Origin of the sequence: Borrelia sp. P9F1 (assembly GCF_030436115.1) — a bacterium.
Taxonomy (GTDB): domain Bacteria; phylum Spirochaetota; class Spirochaetia; order Borreliales; family Borreliaceae; genus Borrelia.
On record NZ_CP129407.1, the window covers coordinates 884,249 to 903,745 of the forward strand.

The window sequence follows — 19,497 nt, forward strand, 5'->3', positions numbered from 1 at the left end:
ATTAAAAACAGAAATCTTATCTTGAGTTAATAGATTTTGATGTCGAGAGCTCCGGGCAATAGAATTAACACTGTATAAAGAAAAAAATTTTATCCATTTCCTTTTATTTTATAGGAATAAATACTTTTAGGGTAGTTTCTTAGAATTATATTTTTAATTTTTAAAGACATAGCTTTGTTTTTTGTTCTTGCAATAAGATACAACTGATACAGTATTCTTACATCTGTTTTTTTATGTTTTCCTAGCGTATCGTTAATTTCTTCTTCGCTTATCTTATCTTCATTGATTCTGAGTTTTAGTAGTAAAATTTCGTTATCTATATTTTTATTTTTTGATTCTTTTAGTTTTTTAAAAAAAAGATTAGCCTCTGCGTATTTTTTTATTTTAAGTAGGTATTTTGTCATAAGCAAATAATATAGTTCTAAGTCAAGATTCTTGATTTCATTTATTGTTTCAAGTTCTTTTGGTAAATTATTATTTAAGTCGTATAGCATGTATAGCTTACTTAGTTTTTCAAGATTTTCCTTATCTGTACCATAATTGGTTGTAGAGGAAGACATTAAGAAAAAGACCAAGAAAAGTCTAAACGAGATTTTATTCATGATGATCGTTGTAGATAATATACACTTTTTTAGTAAGAATAAGAAGGTGTGTAATTAAAAGACAGCCTTCTTATTCTTGTTTTTAAAACTTAAATTTTAGATTTTATATAAGTTGCAATTTTTTCAGATTTAGCTCCGAATATTGCTTGGGCTTGGTTTCCTGATGCAATTATTGTCCCACTTGCTCCGAGATTTTTCATTAAGTCCTTATTTACTAATTTGGGATTTTCTACATCGACTCGAAGTCTTGTGAAGCAGGAATCAACATTCTTTATATTGCTAAGGCCTCCGAAGGCATTAATAATTGAATCAAAAGCCACTTCATCCAAAATATCGGATTGATTGTGAGGTATTAGTTCTGTTTCATTATCATCTTCGCGTCCAGGTGTTTTTATTTTAAATATTTTTATCAATGTTATGAAAATAATAAAGTAAACAGTTCCAATGCCAAGTCCTATTGGAAATATTAACAAAGCCTTTGTTGATTTTGGAAACATTAAAAGATAGTCTATTATACCCGCTGAGAGTGCAAATGCTATGTGTACTCCAAAGATATTAGTAATGATTAATGATAGACCAGTTAGAGCAGCATGTATTAAGTAAAGTAAAGGTGCTACTAACATGAATGTATATTCTATTGGCTCTGTAATTCCTGTAAGGAAAACAGTAAGCGATGCTGAGAGTAGAAGCCCTCCAACCTCACCCCTTCGCTCTTTTTTAGATGTCAAGTACATGGCAAGAGAAGCTCCGGGTAGCCCAAATAACATCATAGGGTACATTCCTGCTGTAAAAGTTCCAGCACTTGGGTCTCCATTTAAATATCTTGTAATTTCTCCTTGAACTATGCTCCCATCATTTGCAGTGTATTCTCCGAATACAAAATATACTAAAGTATTAAGGAGCTGATGTAGTCCTGTTATTATTAGTAATCTATTTAGGAATCCGAATACAAATAATCCTAAATGACCAGCTTCTACCATCCAATTTCCGACTTGATTAATCGCTATTTGCAAGGGTGCCCATAGGAAACCAAAAACTACTGCAAGTAATGCAGATAGTAATCCATTTGTTATTGGTACCAGTCTCTGGCCTGAGAAAAATCCTAAAAATTGTGGTATTTTCCAGTTTACCACTTTATCGCTAAGTGCAGCTGAAGTTGTACCTGCAATGATACCTCCCAAGACAGACATGTTCACAGGTTCTAATTTCCCATTAATTGTTATTGTAAATGTAGCCAGTCCTGCGTTCAGAATTAAATAACCAACCGCTCCCCCAAGTGCTGCAGCGGCTTTGTTATTTCTAGATAAGCCCATTCCAGTTCCGATTGCAAATAGTATTGGTAAATTTCCAAGAATAGCCCCCCCTGACTGTTCCATTAATTTCCCAATTTGTCTAAAGATTCCAGAGGGATCTGTGGCTTCTATTATTAAATATCCAAATCCAAGTAAAATTCCAGCAATTGGCAAGACAGCTGCTGGGGTTTGCACTGCTTTTCCAAGGTTTTGTAAATTTTTCATTACATTAATCATAATATTCTCCTTAATTTTGCATTCTCTGCTAGATAAAGTTTAGCTTAACCTTAAATGTGATTACCAGATCAGTGTCGATATTTTATTCACAAAACAGAAATTGAGGAGTTTTTTGCATTTTAGAAAAAAGCACTTAATTTTTTATAGACTTTATTTATTGTCCTTTTTATTGTGGAAAGTTTATTAATATATGATTGGTTATCAATGATGCTTTTTATGCTATCCATTGACTCTTCAATCGCTATTATGAAACTCTTTTGAGGTTTTAACCAAAAATTGTCAGAATGATCACTCCTAAGTGATAAAAAGAGTACAGATTTTTTATTTGGATGTTGTACGAAATTCATGGTGCACTCCAAGATGTTCCTAACAAGAGTAACTTCGTTAATATTGACATTGGTGCTTTCGTATTTTTCCAAAAGTGTCCAACCGGGCCCCATATTGGCTATTATGTTGATTATTTCCATTAATTTTTTACTTTTAAATATTATTAAATCTTTATGTATTAATTTTATATGAATTTTTTTAGTTGCCTGTTCTTCTGTATTTGTTAAGCCTTTCAAAGCCAATTCCCTAGCTTCCTTTAAAGTAATAGACATACACTGAATGTTGTTTTCATTCCAAATTTTGAATTTCTTCTCTCCAACAGTTATCTCATTTTCTAGTAAAAAGGTTTTCTCTTGTTTTGATTTCGATGTGGACTTGTGATCTTTGTTTAAACCACTATTTTCCTGAGAATTTCTTTTTCGTTTATTTTCTTCAAATTCAATGTCATTTATCCATTCTTTCTTAAGTACTCCAATTGATCTGGCATATCTCTTAGTGGTCTCTATTATTTCACCTGCAACAAAGTACTTTACAGAGTCTACGTTAATAAGGGACCCAGGATGTATTATTACATTTTGTGCCTTTATTGTTTTGTATTTATTTCTTGAAGTTTTAAAGCAAATATAGTCTTTCATCCCTTTCATTATAGATTTTAAATAACCCTCACTAGTGTCAATGCCAGGTTTTCGTACTATTGGGATGTTAAAGCCACTTACAATATTTTCAAGTTGTTTTTGAACATTAACAATTTCCTCAAGGCCTTGCAAATCCAAGTAGTTTTCCCGAGCAAAATCTTCTTTATTGAATGCCTTCTTATAATCTTCAAATATTTTAAGAAAGCCTATTAAGTCTCCTAATGGATTTTTATATTTTAAATGAGCCTGTCTAGCTTCTATTTCTTCGTTTTGAGGCAATAAAAAAATCCCACTTGTAGACAGGAATGACAAACCAATCGTAGTTGGATATATTGCTTGTTGGTAGTTAATCATTGCCTCAACTAAAGCCCTTGAATGTATCGGTATTAAAGGAAACATGATCATATATTTTCCAATTTCTGTAAGCTCGTTTTTGTCATTTATTGCATCTAGAGATTTCAGTATATCACTTGCTGTTTGAATAGACTTAATTGAAGGTTTCGATATAAAGTCGAACTTTGTGAAATTCTTAATTCCAATATCCGCCATCCTTAATACTACTTCAGAAAGATCTGTTCTGTATATTTCTTCCTTTTGATATTCATCCCTTAGCTGATAATCATCTCTTCTGTATAATCTGTAGCATGTCCCTTTGGAAAGACGACCTGCTCTTCCTGCTCTCTGCGTTGCGGATGATTTTGAAATTGGTACTTCTTGAAGTGAATAAGTATGTGTTTTCATCTGGAATTTGTTTGTCTTCACTTTCCCGCTATCAATTACTATTTTAATGTTTTCAATTGTAATTGAAGTTTCCGCAATGTTTGTTGATACTATGATTTTTCTCTTATTTTTGGGGGTTGGCATAAAGATTTGCTCCTGTGCCTCTTTTGCCATCCTTCCGTACAAGGGTAAAATGATTAGGTCTTTCCTTAAGTTCAGATCATGAATTTCTTTGACTGTCTCTTTTATTTCCTTTTCTCCAGATAAGAAAATAAGTATATCGCCATCTTGTTTTCCTTTAATTATGCTACTAATTATTTCCTTTATTTTAAGTATCATTCCCTTTGATGTGTTAATTAAGGGAGGATTGTAAATTATTTGTACAGGATAAGTAATTGTCGCAATGTTAAGTATCGGTGCATTGTTAAAGTAGTTTGAAAATATTTGTGTATTTATCGTAGCAGATGAAATGATAACTTTAAAATCGCTTCTCTTTTTCAAAATATCCTTGATAAGACCTAGTATGAAATCTATATTTAAACTTCTCTCATGTGCTTCGTCTATTACGATTACATCATATTCATAAAGCAATGTGTCTTTTTTAAGCTCCTGTAAGAGCACTCCATCAGTCATTAACTTAATTTTGGTTCTAGAGCTTACAACGTCCTGAAATCTTATCTTGTAGCCTACTTCCTCCCCAAGAACGACCCCAATGCTCCTAGCAATATATTCTGCTATCGATACGGTAGCTATTCTTCTTGGCTGCGTTATACCAATTTTGCCAAGTCTAGCAAAGCCCGCCTCGTATAATATCCTTGGTATTTGTGTGGTCTTACCGCTTCCCGTGGGACTCTCTACTATTAGAACATTATTTGACCTTAACAACAGAATCAGTTCATCTCTATACCTATAAATGGGAAGCTTAAAATCATCCATTCTCTACATTAATCCAAAAACATAAGCCGAGTCTATCTGCCCAAGATCAACATCAGAGGGCAAATTAACCTTCTTGCCCTTAATTTTAGCATAAAATTTATCGTTTTGTTTGTAAATGTAGATTTTACTGCCAACTTTATTTTTTGATAAGGGTATTGATTTTACAATAAGTCCGTTTTTTTCTAATTTTGCATCCAAAATCTTTATGGATTCTTCCAGTGTTATCTCATACGCCTTTATGTCTTTTTTTAGTGGACATATTATGCTATTGTTTTCAGTTTTAATGTAATCTCCGAAAATTCCAGTTGTGGCAATTATTTTTTCCTTGGTTTTTGGATACTCTCCGATTACTTTTGGAAGTGAAAGTAATTTGAGTGCCAGGTCTAAATTTATGTTTTCGTATTCTATGTTTTTGGTTGATACTTTCTTGGCTTTAATTATTTTAGGTTTTTTGGGCTTTCCAGTCTTAGTGAATTCTTGTGGAGCATGGATATCCTCTCCGAGTTGAATAATCCCTCCATATTTTGAATTCTTGTATAACACATTAAGGCCTGTCTCGGGATCAGTGCCCAGTATGTTGGGCTGTGTTTCTTTTTCTTCTATTATTTTTTTGATTTCTTCTTCTTTATAAAGATTTTCCAGAGGAGTTGTGATATTTATAGGATAATTATTTCCGTTAGAAATTAGATATGGACCAAATTTCCCAATGTTTATTGCATAGTCAAATTTTTGATTATCTTCTTTGTCATTTTTGTGCTCATAAACTGTTCTAAATTCTCCAGAATCAATAATGGGCTCTATTTTGTTTACTATGCTCCTAAGCCCTTCTTCTCCATTATAGAATTGACTTAAATATTTTACTTTATCTAGTTTACCCACTGCAATTTTATCTAAGTTTTTTTCCATATGGGATGTAAAGTTTAATTCAATCAGTAATGGAAAATACTTTTCTAAAAGGTTAACAACAGCGGCTCCTTTTATGGTTGGTATTAATGTGTTGTTTTGTTTAAATACATATTCTCTTTCAAGGAGAGTCGAGATAATCGTGGAATATGTTGAAGGTCTACCTATCCCCTCTTTTTCGAGCTTCTGCACAAGCGATGCCTCTGTATATCTGAATGGAGGTTTTGTTTCATGTTCTTCTGGTTTTATATCTAGAATCACAAACTTATCACCTTCATTGATTAGAGAAAAATCTATAGTGCTGTTTTCGTAGGGCTCTCTGCTATTTTTAAGAAATCCGTCAAAGATTATTTTTACAAAACTTGATTTAAAAGTTAGATCTTTATATTTAAATATTATTTTAATAACTTCCTTAATGGCATCTGCCATCATTGATTCAATAGTTCTGTCCCATATTATTTTATATATTTCCCTAGCAGTTTCACTTTCTGTTTTTATGTTTTCAGGGGGAGTAAACAGTTCAGAAGGTCTTATGGCCTCATGTGCATCCTGAGCCATTTTTGCCTTAGAGTATATTCGGTCAGTCATTTCTACATATTCCACCCCATATTTTGCCTTTATAATATTTTTTATTTTTTCTCTTGCACTTTTTGCGATGTTATAAGAGTCGGTTCTCATATAGGTTATGTATCCGCTTTCATATAGCTTTTGTGCATAACTCATAATTTGTTTAGTACTTATTTTAAGTCGCCTATTTACTTCTTGTTGAAGCGAAGACGTAATAAATGGCTTTGGAGGAGTTTGTTTCAATTTTTTTGTTTCAATTGAAATTACCTCTATTTCACTTGTCTGTTTTAGTTCCCTTACAAGCTTGATCATTAAGGTTTTGTCTATTAAAGTTGTCTTATCAGGATCTTGCAAGAACCCTGTATCATTGACAAAATCTTTGCTTCCAGCTACGTTCTTATTCTCAATTTTGTCTATTGTTGTTTCAACTTGTATATCGTTTCTGCTATGTTTACACTCAAGTGAGATTGAATAATAATTGGCTTTCTTGAAATCGATCCTTGTCGTTTCTTTTTCTACGATTAGTTTAAGTCCAACAGACTGTACTCTGCCTGCCGAGAGTCCATAAGCAATTTTTTTCCAAAGTAAAGGAGATATTGTGTATCCATAAAGCCTGTCCAATATTCTTCTTGTTTCCCCAGCGTTGACAAGGTCCATATTAATTTCCCTTGTATTTTGAAGTGAATCGATTATTGCGCTTTTTGTGATTTCATGAAAAACCATTCTTTTATAATTTTTAATTTTTAAAACTTCCTTTAGATGAAATGCAATTGTTTCTCCTTCCCTGTCCTGGTCAGTAGCAAGATAAATTTCATTTTTCCCTTTAATGAGATTTTTAAGCTTCTCAATTACAATTTTCTTATTGTTTGGAATGATATAAAGAGGCTTAAAATCATTTTTATAATCTATAGATAGTGTAGCCCATTCAAATTTTTTATATTCTTCAGGTATTTCTTTAGCACTATTTGGCAAATCCCTTATATGACCTACACATGCTTCCACCAGAAATGAATTATCAAGATACTTCCTTATTGTTGTAGCTTTTGTAGGTGACTCTACTATTATCAATTTTTCTTGTTGCATAAATTCCTTATGTTTTTATATTACAATATAATGTACGAGTTATTGTCATTGCAAATAAAATAATGTAGTATTGTGTAGTATTTATGAATGTATATAAGGCCTTACATACTTCTGATTGGCATATTGGGAAGAGGATTGGGTGTTTTTCTAGAATCGACGATCAGCGGAAATTTTTAGATTTTTTATTGGAATTTATTAGAAATGAAAAGATTGATCTTTTGCTTGTTGCAGGTGATATTTATGATTCAAGAAAACCTAGCCTCGAAGAGCAAATATTAATAAGTGATTTTTTTTACGAACTATCTTTTACTTCTTGTAAGTGGTGTGTAGTTATTGCTGGAAACCATGATAAAAAAGACTATTTAAACATTAATAAAAAGATATTCTCAAGATTTAATTTCTTTTTAGTTGCTGAAGAGGAACCCGTTGATCAGGTAATCTTTTTAAAAGACTTTAACGATGTTAAATTTGTTGTCATTTGCATTCCTCATATCAATGAGAGGTTTATTTTAAGTCAAAAATATGGAGATGTAGAGCTTAATGGTGATATGTTTCTTGAAAAACTTGAGAATGCGTATAGAGATAAGATAGCGAATGTTGTTAGTTCTGTTGATGCTAAATATCATGATGTTCCCAAGATTTTGATTGCGCATTCTTTTTTTTGTAGTAGCAGAAGTGTTTGTAGTATTGGAGGCAGTTCTATTCTTCCCGTGAGTGTTTTTGGCGATGTTTTCTCTTATGTTGCACTTGGGCATATACATGATTTTAGGAAATTGAAGACTAATGTTGTTTATTCGGGGTCTCCAATCCAGTATTCATTCGATGAGAATATTAAAAAATATATCAATATTGTGCTTTTCAACAACGGTAAATTAGTGGCACAAGACAAGGTCTTACTTCCTGTATTTAGTAAATTGCTGGTTTTAAAGGGCTCTTTTAATGAAATTGTGAGTGAATTATCTGATATTAAAAAAAAACTATCATGTCTTTGTTACTTAAAAATTGAGCTTAGTGAGAGAATAAATGCTGAGTCTGAAGAGCAGATTTATGAGTTATCAAAATCGAGTTTGATTAAAATATTTGATATTAATTATCAGTTAACAGATCTAGATCAAAGTACTTCAGCTCGGGATAAAAGATTAATTAGTAAAGATGAAGTATTAAGCAAGGATGAGAAATATTTTTTTCAAGAAAAATTAAAAAGAGATATTAATAATGGTTTTAGGCGAGGGGTCAGATTTAAAGAAGAAGAACTCGTTGCTCTTTTTGAAGAAATATTACTTAAGGGAAGAGCAGGAGAATATGAGAATAAATAAGCTTGTATTTAAAAATATTGCTTCTTATAGAGGAGAATATGAGATAGACTTCGACATTCCTGTTTTAAAAAATTCTGGAATTTTTTTAATTTCTGGAAATACGGGATCTGGGAAGAGTACAATTCTTGACTGCATAACTCTTGCACTTTATGCACGAGTGTATAGGCTTGATAGGAATGTTTCAGATGCAGTTTCTAAGGGGTTTGAAAGTGCTTATGTTAGGCTTAAATTCACCGTTTCTGAAAAAGTTTATGAATCATTCATAGAGCTTAGCGTAAAGCAAAAGGAGACTCCTAAAAGTATGCTGTTAACAAATCTTAGTGATAGCAGTTATATTGAGAATAGAGAGGATGTTTTAGCTTATATAAAGAGTCTTTGTAGATTGAATTTTGAGCAGTTTTGTCAAACGGTTATATTACCCCAGGGTAATTTTCAGGAGTTTTTAACTTCGAAACCAAAAAATAAGACAGCAATAATTGATAACATTTTCAATCTAAAAAAATATGATGATATAGAAATTTTTTTAAGGAGAGAACTTGAATTTGCAAATTTGAACAGAGAAAAATTGAAATTTGTAGAAGCAGAAGAAAAAAATAGAATAAATATTAATAGTAGTAAGTCAAATGAATTAACTAATTTTCTAAATTTGGTTGGTATTGAAAAATTGAGAGGAAATCTTGAGGAAATTTATAAATTAATACCTATGTGTGATCAAATGATAGAAAATAATCAGAAGTATTTAGATATACAGGGTAGAACAGATAAGTTAGAGGCAAAAGTAGATTCTAAAATTCAGAATAAAAAAAGTCTGAACCATGAATATTTTTTGCATGAAAATAAAAGGGTTAATATAGAAAAAAGTCTGAGATTATACAATTCTTATGAATTCTCATATTTGGGTGATTTTATTAAAAAGCAAAGCGAGCTTCTTTGTGATAAAAATAGGTTTTTATCACAGCTGGCAAGTGTCCAGGCAGATTTAGAAGAATTAAAATGTTTGAGGTTAGGTAGCCTTAATTTTGGTTACATAAAAGAATTGTATTATGAAAACATTCTTTTTTCTAAGTTAGATTTTGATGAGAGCATTTATGAGAAATTGAATTTAGAAAGAAAACAAATGGAAGAGGAAAAAGAAAAATTATTAGAGGAGCAGACCAGAAAAAACGTAGAGCTTAAAAGTATTACTTTGGAAGATGTTTCGTTTGATTTTGATAAGTATATTTATTATGAGGCATTAAAGTTATTTGGGAGCTTTAATGATGAGTTGATATTAAAATATAGGAGTGAATTAGAGTTATTCTTAAAAACCAATGATGGCGTGCTACAAGATTTTGATGTTAAGATAGGTTTATACGAGAAGCTCTTAGGAGATTTAAGCAATAAGAAAAAGTCTATTGATAAGGACATAGAGAGTCTTAAGTTTCTAGAGGATTCATATAAGATGCGTCAGGGAAAGGAGCACTTAAAAGCTAGTAGTTTAAGTTATCTTTTAGAGTTAAATACAAGGCTTCAGGGCTTACAGGCCAAATTAGACACTATTAATTCAGACATATTAGACGAGAGAGAGAATAAAAACAGGTGGGAAAGTCAAGTTATAGAATTTAACAAAAGAGATGCAGAAATTTTAAAAAGAATCGGCCCCGACCTATGCGATAGGTATGTGGATTATTCTGATGAAAATAAGATTTTGGTTTTTGAAGGTAAGATTAGGGAGTTGGAAAATTTAGAAGCAACTTTAAATGATTTAAATTCAAAAATCTCTTTAAAAGAAGTGGAGCTTAAGGAAAATGTAGATAAAGCAAAAACTGTATTGTCTGGTTCCGATTTAAATGTAAGCTTGGAAAATCCTATTTTATTGGAGAAAGAGTTTGAAAATTTTTTAAGGGATAGAAATAAACTAGAGAATGAGTATTTAGAAATAGATTCAATTTTGAATGATATGAACAACTTAAAACTTGGACTTGAAAGTCAAATTGAGATTATGGATCAAAACATAGCAAGTTTAAGGGAAGAACTTAAAGAGGAATCAAAGAGATTGAATATCAATTTTCTATGTTTCAAAGAATCGGTGGGGGATAATTTAGATGTACAAGGGAGGTTCTTTTCTTCTGATTCTTTAAAACCGAGTAGAGATAGCTTAGATTATCTTTCAAAATTGAAATCTGATCTTACGGCTAAAATTGAGCTTTTATCTAAGGATATTAGTAGGTATGAGTCATCTTCTTCAAGTTTGCAGGTTTTGAATGAAGAACTCTATAAACAAAAGAGTAATTTAAAGAACATTCAGAGGGAATTGAGAAGTATAAATGAACGGAATGAGAAGATTGAAATTTTAAAGAAAGTTGTTATTGCTTCTCCTAGCTTAAAGTATTATGTTCAGAGTTTTTTAATTGAAGAAATTTTAAGCATATCAAATAGAAGATACTTAAGCGTTATTCTTCCTGAGTTTGAACTTCAAATTGATGCAGATAGTAGAGACTTTGATTTTTTGATTAAAAGCAAAAGGGATGGAAACATGACTCGTAATGTAAAGACCCTTTCGGGTGGTGAGAAGTTTCTTGTGTCTTTATCACTTTCTTTAGCGTTTTCAGACATGATACGGGATAGTGAACTTAAAATAGAGGCGTTTTTCCTTGATGAAGGGTTTGGAAGCCTTGATGAGGATACTTTAAAGATGGTTATTCCAAAGATTTCTGAATTTCAACGTACTGATGGGCGTCAAATAGGTGTAATTTCTCATGTTACTTATTTGAAGGAAGATATTAGAGCAAAAATAATTGTAAGTAAAATTTCAAGAATTTCAAGAATTACTATAGAAAGTTTTTAATTTTTAGTTATATACTTAATTTAAGTTTTTAAAAATATGGAGTTTGTATGGAGCACTATGTTGCAATTGATGTTGGAGGTACTAGTACTAAGTATTCTTTAGCAGATAGTGGCGGTAATTTTCTTGATAAACATGAAATTAATTCGGGTATCACTCCTGAGGAACAAGTTGATATTTTAGTCAATATAATTAATTATTATAAAAAAGAGATTGGTATTAAAGGTGTTGCGATTTGCATGCCCGGTTTTGTTGATCCTAAAGGAATTGTAATCAGAGTAAATGCTATTAAGGGATTTATTAATTATCCTCTAAAAGAAAAGCTTGAAGCAGTAACAGGGGTTAACGTTGAGATTGAAAATGATGCTAATTGTGTGGCTTTGGCTGAAAAATTCAAAGGTAATGCTGTTTATTCTAACGATTTTATTGCTTTGACGCTTGGAACAGGAATTGGCTCTGGATTATTTGTTAATGGAAAACTTGTAAGAGGATATTCCTTTATGTCTGGTGAGGTCGGGTTTATGATTACTAGGGGGCTCGGCAATAATATTCCTTTTAACTGCAGGTGGGAATCTATAGCTTCTGTTGCAGCTTTAAGGAGGAGAGTAGCGGAGCGTTTAGAAGTGGACTTGAGTAGGATTTCTGGAGAATATATTTTTGAACTTGCGGATAATGGGAATATTCATGCTAGTAATGAGGTAGAAAAATTTTTTGAAACTTTATCATTTGGAATTTTCAATTTAACTTTTATTTTAAATCCTGAAAAGATTTTAATCGGAGGAGGAATAAGCACAAGGCCTGATTTATTGAGTAGAATATACGAGAAATTGGAGAACTTATGGTCTTTGGAATTGGCTAATATCTATGGTAATGATATTAGAAACCTTGTAAAACTTGAAACTACTAAATTTAATAATGATTCTGGCAAAATTGGGGCATTGTATCATTATTTTGTTGAAAATAAGTTGCTATGCAATTTGGGTATTTAGCATGATAAGGGAGGCATGCGTTTTTAATATAGAGGAAGCTATAAATGCTTTTAGACTTGGTGCTGATAGGGTTGAGCTTTGTGAGAATACGACTTGTGGGGGGACTACACCTTCTTACGGTACCATAAAGATTTTGAGGGAAGAGCTGAGTATTCCTATTGCTGTAATGATTAGACCAAGGTGTGGGGATTTTGTATATTCTAATCTGGAATTTCAAGCTATGAAAGAAGATATTAGGATTTGCAAGACCCTTGGAGTAGAGGGTGTTGTTTTTGGAGTTTTGGATGGTTATGAAATTGATATTGCTAGAACTGAAGAGTTATTAAATTTGGCTAAGCCTTTAAAAGTAACTTTTCATAAGGCAATTGATAATACTTGCGATATTAGGGCTTCTGTATTAGAACTTATGAACATTGGCGTTCATAGAATATTGACTTCAGGTGGGGCATTGAGAGCAGAGGATTCTCTTGCCTTATTGAAAGACTTAATATTGCTTGCAGGAGATAAGTTAGAAATTGTTGTCTGTGGAAAGGTGACTGAGCAAAATATTTATGGTCTTGATTCTATTTTAGGGGCTAGAGCTTATCATGGGAGACTTATTGTTGGTGATTTAAATTTGTAATTTTAAGGTGGAGGTTGAGTTAGTTATGCATATTAGTAAGGAAGATTTTAAGGTAAGATTTAATAGGAATTCGAAATGTTATTATCAGGTCGAAAGTGTTAAAAATTTATCTAGCATTGAGCTTTATAATTGTTTTTCCAGAACGGTGGTTGATTACTTTTTAGAAGATTGGGCCGATACTAAATTGGAATTTGATAAAAAACGAAAAAAAAAAGTGTGCTATCTCTCTGCTGAGTTTTTAGTGGGTAGATTTTTAAGTAATACTTTAATTAACATGGGCTCTTTTGATGTTGTAAAGTCATTAGCAGAAGAGCTTGGTATTGATTTTAATGAGCTTGAGAATGTAGAAATTGATGCAGGCTTGGGAAATGGCGGCCTTGGAAGGCTTGCAGCATGCTTTTTAGAATCTCTGTCGACACTTGATTATCCTGCTTTGGGTTATGGAATAAAGTATAGGTATGGAATTTTTAAACAGAGTTTTGTTGATGGATATCAGGTTGAGGAGCCTGATAAGTGGAGTGAATATGAATATCCTTGGGTTATTAAAAATATAAGTAGAGTTTATGATATTAGTTTTGGAGGCCATATTGAAATTGAGCGTGATTTTGCTGGCAATGAAATTTTTACACATAAAAATCCCTACATTGTTAATGCAATAGCTTATGATGCACCCATAGTTGGTTATGAGTCAAAGACCATAAATACTTTAAGATTATGGGAAGCATATGCAAAGGATGGATTTGATTTGGGGTTGTTTAACAATATGCAATATTTTGATGCATCTAAGAAGGAAATGGAAGTATCAAATATTACCAAAATACTATATCCTAATGATGAAGACCTTGCAGGCAAATTTTTAAGACTAAGGCAACAATACTTCTTTTGTAGTGCTTCAATTCAAGATGTAGTACATGATTTTAAGCAGAACTATAGTAGTGATCTTAAAAGACTGCCGGAATATGTGGTTTTTCAGCTAAATGATACGCATCCTGTTGTTGCAATACCTGAGTTAATGAGAATTTTGATTGACAGAGAAAAATTTGATTGGAATTTGGCATGGAAGATTACAAGGCAGTGTTTTGCCTATACTAATCATACAATTTTGGCAGAGGCACTTGAAAAGTGGCCTTTACGTATGTTTTCAGAACTTTTGCCTCGAATTTATCAGATAATTCAGGAAATAAACAAAAGATTTTTTGAAGAAATAGAAGCTAAAAACAAAATGGGTTCTAATTTTGTTTATGATGACTATTTAATAATAAATAGTGGTGTCATTAATATGGCATGGCTTGCAATTCATTCATGTTTTTCTGTTAATGGAGTTGCGAAATTACACACAGAAATATTGACAAGAAATGAGCTTAAACACTGGTATGATCTTTATCCTGATAAATTTAATAACAAAACTAATGGGGTGACACAGAGAAGATGGTTATTGCTTTCAAATCCTAGACTGTCAAAGTTAGTAAGCTCTAGAATAGGTAATTCTTGGATTAAAAAGTTTGATGATATTGAAAAATTTCTAGTCTTTAAGGATGATAAAGATGTAATTTCTTCTTTGAAAAAGATAAGGCATGAGAATAAGGTGGACTTTTCTAATCTTATTTGTCGTGAATTGGGAATTAAAATAGATCCCAATTCAGTTTTTGACGTTCAAATAAAAAGACTACATGAGTATAAGAGGCAAGTTTTAAATGCTTTGCATATCTTATATCTTTACAATCAGTTAAAAAAAGATAAGAATTTTTACATTTATCCTCGAACTTTTATTTTTGGAGCAAAGGCAGCACCAGGGTATAGAATGGCCAAAAATATTATCAAATTTATTAATGATATATCAAATAAAGTTAATAATGATTCCGATGTTAATGACAAAATTAAGGTTATTTTTATTCCAAACTATAACGTTTCTTGGGCAGAAAAAATTATTGCAGCATCTGATGTTTCTGAGCAGATTTCTTTGGCCGGTAAAGAGGCTTCAGGGACAAGTAATATGAAATTTATGATGAATGGAGCTTTGACTATAGGAACTATGGATGGAGCTAATGTCGAAATTTATGATCAGGTAGGGGATGAGCATATATTTATCTTTGGTTTAAGAAAAGATGAAGTTATGACATATGATAAAAATCATTCTTATGTTCCCAGTTCTGTTTTAGAGAGTGACTCTGAGCTTTCTGAACTTATTAGTAGTCTGGTTGATGGAAGACTTTTTAAGGGGCATTATGAGGTTTATAAGGAAATACATGATAGTTTGCTTTACGAGTCTTATGGAGGAGCTCCAGATAGGTACTTTGTATTAAAAGATTTTAGAAGTTATGTATGTGCCCAAAAGTTAGTTGAATCTAAATATATGGATTCAGATTCTTGGTTCTCCTCATCTTTAGTCAACATAGCTAAGAGCTCTGTATTCTCATCAGATAGAACTATTGAGGATTATGTCCAAGATATATGGAAATTGAAAAGACTTAACTAGCAGTTGTTCCTTTTATTCTTCTTGTTTTTTTGATAACAGAGTTGACACAAAGTCTTTAACGCTTGTTTTCTTAACTCTAAATTCAAGCTCTACGGTGTCCTTGTCTTGTATCTTAGATAGTATGGGGCTTGAAATGATTATTTTCGTTGTACTTTCTAAGAGAGTTGGTACCAATTTTTTTGATAGAATTGATAAAATTGCTGGGTTGCTAGTCTTTAAATAAGCTTTTAAATCATAGTCAACGGAGTTTATGCTATTTGCAACAAGAGTGGCACCACTGAAGGGAATTAGATTTTTTTTGCTTATGCTGCTCGGTAATAACGAAGCTATATCCTTTATCCAAAGGAACATTTCATTCTTCTCAAGTACATCGATTTTTTCTGTTAAGATATTTTCGTTTTTGTGTGTTATTTCTCTTTGATTTATTAAAATTCCGATTTTGTCCTTAGTAGGAGTAATATATGTGTTTGAGTTTTTAATTTTCCATTTTGGATTTGTCAGTATGTTTCCCTTAGGGACAAAGCTTGAATTATTTTGCATCCCCCAGAAAATATTTTTAGGAAAATTTCCTGTTATTACCGAGGAAAAACTTTCTGGATTTTTTGTATAACTTACATACAGATTGCCAATGGAATTGGCCCCGATTTTGTATTTAAAACTTAAGTCATCATATATAAATCTGTTTCTAGATAGATCTACGTATGCATAAACATCAGATGAGGGATCGAGCAACATGATCGAAGATATTTTGCTTTTAGGTGAGTGATAAGTTAATGTTGAACATCCTAGGAAAAAAATAACTATTAAAACTTCAGTAATTAACTTGCGCATCTTTTAATGCCTATCATTATTTCTATGTCATCATCAAGATCTACCCTGGTTATCGCCTTTTCTTCGTTTGCTTCTATTTTTAGAGCCAACGTCTCAGCTTTAATATAGTCTTCAAATTTATCCACTATTTTGGTTGATGTTTCATTGTTATTTGTATATAACACTATTCGGTCGCTAACATTGAATTTATTTTCTTTTCTTAAATTTTGAACCTTTCGTATAAGTTCTCTTGCCATACCCTCTAGATGCAGCTCCTCTGTTATTAGAGCATCCAATCCGATTGTAATAGAGTCTTCATTTATCACCCTTAAGTTTTCTTTTTCTTTTCTCTCCAATATTATGTCCTTTATCGTAATGCCATACGTATTACTTTCTATTTTAATTGTATGTGTGTTGCCTTTTATTATTTGCAATATATCATCGTTGGTTAGTTTCATTATTTTTGACGATACAGCTTTCATGTCTTTTGCAAGCTTACTACCGAGTTCTTTAAAATTAGCTTTTGCTTTATAAGTAACAAGTTCTTCTTCGTTTGATCTTATTTTTATTGCTTTCGCATTTATCTCTTCAAGTATTATTTCTTGCATTTCATTTAGTATTTCTTTTTCCTTTTGGTTCTTAGTTACAACGTAGATTGCACTAATAGGCTTTCGTATTTTGATGTCATGTGAAGCTCTAAGTGCTCTTGCAATTGATACTACTTTTCTCGTAAAGTTCATTTTGTCTTCAAGATCTTTTTTTATAAATTCCTCAATTTCTTTTGGGTATTCATTTAGGTGAATAGATTCTTTTTCATTTTCTGTCTTTAAATTTTGATAAATGTTTTCTGTTAAAAATGGAATAAATGGGGCAAGCATTAAAATTAAGTTTTTCAGTGCATAATATAGAGTTTCGTAAGCATCTCGTTTATCAGTATCATTCTCAGATTTCCAAAATCTTCTCCTTGACCTTCTAATGTACCAATTATTTAATTTGTCAATGAATTCAAGAAGTTCTTCTATTGCTTTTGTTAAATTATATTTATCTATTTCTTCATTTAATGTTTTTTTTAAACTTTCAATTTCACTAATTATCCATTGATCAAGGATACTAGTTTTAGATAAATTGATGTCATCAGTAGCTTCAAATTTATCGATTATCGCATAAGTTACAAAGAAGGAGTAAGCATTCCAAATAGGTATGATAATGTTCTTAAGCACATCCTTAACTCCATCATCACTGTATTTTAGATCATCGGCTCTTACTACAGGACTCATTACCAGGTAAAGTCTTAAAGCATCAGCTCCAAATGTATTTATTACCTCCATTGGATCTGTGTAATTTCTAAGGGATTTTGACATTTTTTTCCCATCGCTAGACAATACAAGACCATTGACTATCACATTTTTAAAAGCCGTGCTTTCAAAAAGAGCTGTCCCTAATATTGTTAATGTATAAAACCAGCCTCTTGTTTGATCTAGCCCTTCTGCAACAAAGTCTGCAGGGAAAATGTTATCTAGGCTAGCTCCATCTGTATTTGCAAATGGATAATGCTTACTTGCGTAAGGCATTGAACCAGATTCAAACCAGCAGTCTAAAACCTCACTTGTTCGAATATATACCCCACCATACTCACTGGGCCAAGTTATTTTATCAACTTTATCCTTGTGTAGATCATTTATATTTTGTCCCGAACGTCTTTCAAGTTCTTCTCTAGAGCCTATACATATTTTGTTTCCTGTCTTCGAACAAACCCAAACCGGTATTGGGTTTCCCCAAAATCTATTTCTGCTTATTGCCCAGTCTTTTGCATTTTCTAGCCATTTACCAAATCTTCCTCTTTTTAAATGAACAGGCATCCAGTTAATCTTTTCATTTGATTTTATGAGCTTTGCTTTTATTGCTTCAATGTTCACAAACCATGAACTTATAGGCCTATAAATTAAAGGTGAGTTTGTTCTATAACAAAATGGATATCTGTGCAAAAAATTTTCTCTCTTAAAGATCAGATTCATCGATTTTAGTTTATCTATTATTCTCTTGTCTGCGTCCTTAACAAATAAGCCTTCAAAATCTTTTACTTCGTTTGTGAATCTGCACTCGGAGTCCATGGGAGTTACTATGTCGACTTTTGTATTGCGTTTAAGTATCTGATAATCTTCTTCTCCGAAGGGGGCAATATGCACAATTCCAGTACCTTCATCAGTTGTAACATATTTTGCTGCGTGAATCCTAAAAGCGCCCTTGTTTCGTTGTTTTAAAAAATAGGCAAATACGGGTTCGTATTCCACGCCAACAATATGCTCACCTTTGAATTGTTCCAGTATTGTATATTCTTTTTCACACTTGTAGTAGTGAGCCAGCCTCTTTGTTCCAATCAGGAAGGTTTCATTCCTCTCCTTATCAAATATTTTGGAATATTCTATATTACTACCAACAGCAATTCCAAGGTTCGTAGGTAGTGTCCAAGGAGTTGTTGTCCATGCAAGTAAGTATTCATTCTTGTCTTTTATTTTAAACTTGACAGTAAGTGATGGATCATTAACTTCCTTGTACTCGCCAAGGTTTACCTCGAAATTTGAGAGAGGAGTTGCGAGCTTTGGAGAGTAAGGTAGTACATAATAACTCTCATAAATTAACCCCTTATCGTATAGAGTCTTAAACACCCACCATACAGATTCCATGAAACTTGTGTCCATTGTTTTATAATTTTTTTCAAAGTCTACCCAACGACCTAATCTTACAATAGTCTTTTCCCATTCTTTTGTATATTTGAGAACAGTATTTCTACATTCTTCGTTAAATTTTTCGATTCCATATTGTTCTATTTCATGTCTTCCAGAGATTCCTAAGGATTTTTCTACCTCGTATTCTACGGGTAAACCATGAGTATCCCATCCAAAATTTCTCTTAACATATTTCCCTTTCATTGTCTTGTACCTTGGAATTATGTCTTTAATTGTATTTGGAACAAAATGACCGAAGTGGGGAAGTCCTGTCGCAAAAGGGGGCCCATCATAAAATATAAACTCTGCGCATCCTTTTCGCTGCTGAACAGATTTTTGAAAAATATCATTATTCTTCCAAAATTCTAATATCTCCTCTTCTATCCTAGGAAAATCTATTTTGTTATCTACATTCTTAAACATAAAATTTCC

The 19,497-nt window shown here is 32.0% G+C and carries 11 protein-coding genes; 5 read left to right on the forward strand and 6 right to left on the reverse strand.

Annotated features, from left to right (window positions below; translation table 11 throughout):
- Window positions 1-89: 89 nt before the first annotated feature.
- The 4 genes from QYZ68_RS04285 to topA form a co-directional block, all read right to left on the reverse strand.
- Window positions 90-602 (reverse strand): hypothetical protein, encoded by a 513-nt coding sequence (locus QYZ68_RS04285; RefSeq protein ID WP_301384321.1) that lies wholly within the window; start codon window positions 600-602, stop codon window positions 90-92.
- 89 nt (window positions 603-691) lie between these two features.
- Window positions 692-2,131 (reverse strand): PTS transporter subunit EIIC, encoded by a 1,440-nt coding sequence (locus tag QYZ68_RS04290; RefSeq protein WP_301384322.1) that lies wholly within the window; start codon window positions 2,129-2,131, stop codon window positions 692-694.
- A gap of 119 nt (window positions 2,132-2,250) precedes the next feature.
- Window positions 2,251-4,749 (reverse strand): ATP-dependent RNA helicase, encoded by a 2,499-nt coding sequence (locus QYZ68_RS04295; RefSeq protein ID WP_301384323.1) that lies wholly within the window; start codon window positions 4,747-4,749, stop codon window positions 2,251-2,253.
- Between the two features lie 3 nt (window positions 4,750-4,752).
- Entirely contained in the window at window positions 4,753-7,302 is a 2,550-nt protein-coding gene (gene topA, locus QYZ68_RS04300) for a type I DNA topoisomerase (protein WP_301384324.1), read from the reverse strand.
- 83 nt (window positions 7,303-7,385) lie between these two features.
- On the opposite strand from topA, the gene sbcD reads away from it, so the two are divergent.
- The 5 genes from sbcD to QYZ68_RS04325 are packed head-to-tail and all read left to right on the forward strand — an operon-like array spanning window position 7,386 to window position 15,529.
- Window positions 7,386-8,618, forward strand: a complete 1,233-nt coding sequence (sbcD, locus tag QYZ68_RS04305) for an exonuclease subunit SbcD (protein ID WP_301384325.1) — start codon at window positions 7,386-7,388, stop codon at window positions 8,616-8,618.
- Window positions 8,518-11,445 carry an AAA family ATPase gene (locus QYZ68_RS04310; RefSeq protein WP_301384326.1) on the forward strand — a complete coding sequence of 976 codons (2,928 nt, stop codon included), beginning with the start codon at window positions 8,518-8,520 and terminating at the stop codon, window positions 11,443-11,445. Before sbcD ends, QYZ68_RS04310 begins: the two co-directional genes overlap by 101 nt.
- A gap of 47 nt (window positions 11,446-11,492) precedes the next feature.
- Entirely contained in the window at window positions 11,493-12,431 is a 939-nt protein-coding gene (locus QYZ68_RS04315) for an ROK family protein (protein WP_301384327.1), read from the forward strand.
- Window position 12,432: 1 nt separating this feature from the next.
- A complete protein-coding gene (locus QYZ68_RS04320) occupies window positions 12,433-13,053 on the forward strand; it encodes a copper homeostasis protein CutC (RefSeq protein ID WP_301384328.1) in 621 nt (206 codons plus the stop codon).
- Between the two features lie 25 nt (window positions 13,054-13,078).
- Window positions 13,079-15,529 (forward strand): glycogen/starch/alpha-glucan phosphorylase, encoded by a 2,451-nt coding sequence (locus tag QYZ68_RS04325; protein WP_301384329.1) that lies wholly within the window; start codon window positions 13,079-13,081, stop codon window positions 15,527-15,529.
- A 12-nt stretch (window positions 15,530-15,541) separates the two neighbouring features.
- On the opposite strand, the gene QYZ68_RS04330 is transcribed toward QYZ68_RS04325, so the two are convergent.
- On the reverse strand, window positions 15,542-16,360 hold the full coding sequence (locus tag QYZ68_RS04330; RefSeq protein ID WP_301384330.1) for a hypothetical protein: 819 nt from the start codon (window positions 16,358-16,360) through the stop codon (window positions 15,542-15,544).
- The gene (gene ileS, locus QYZ68_RS04335; protein ID WP_301384331.1) at window positions 16,348-19,488 is read right to left on the reverse strand and encodes an isoleucine--tRNA ligase; all 3,141 of its coding nucleotides are present in this window, start codon (window positions 19,486-19,488) and stop codon (window positions 16,348-16,350) included. Before ileS ends, QYZ68_RS04330 begins: the two co-directional genes overlap by 13 nt.
- Window positions 19,489-19,497 lie beyond the last annotated feature (9 nt).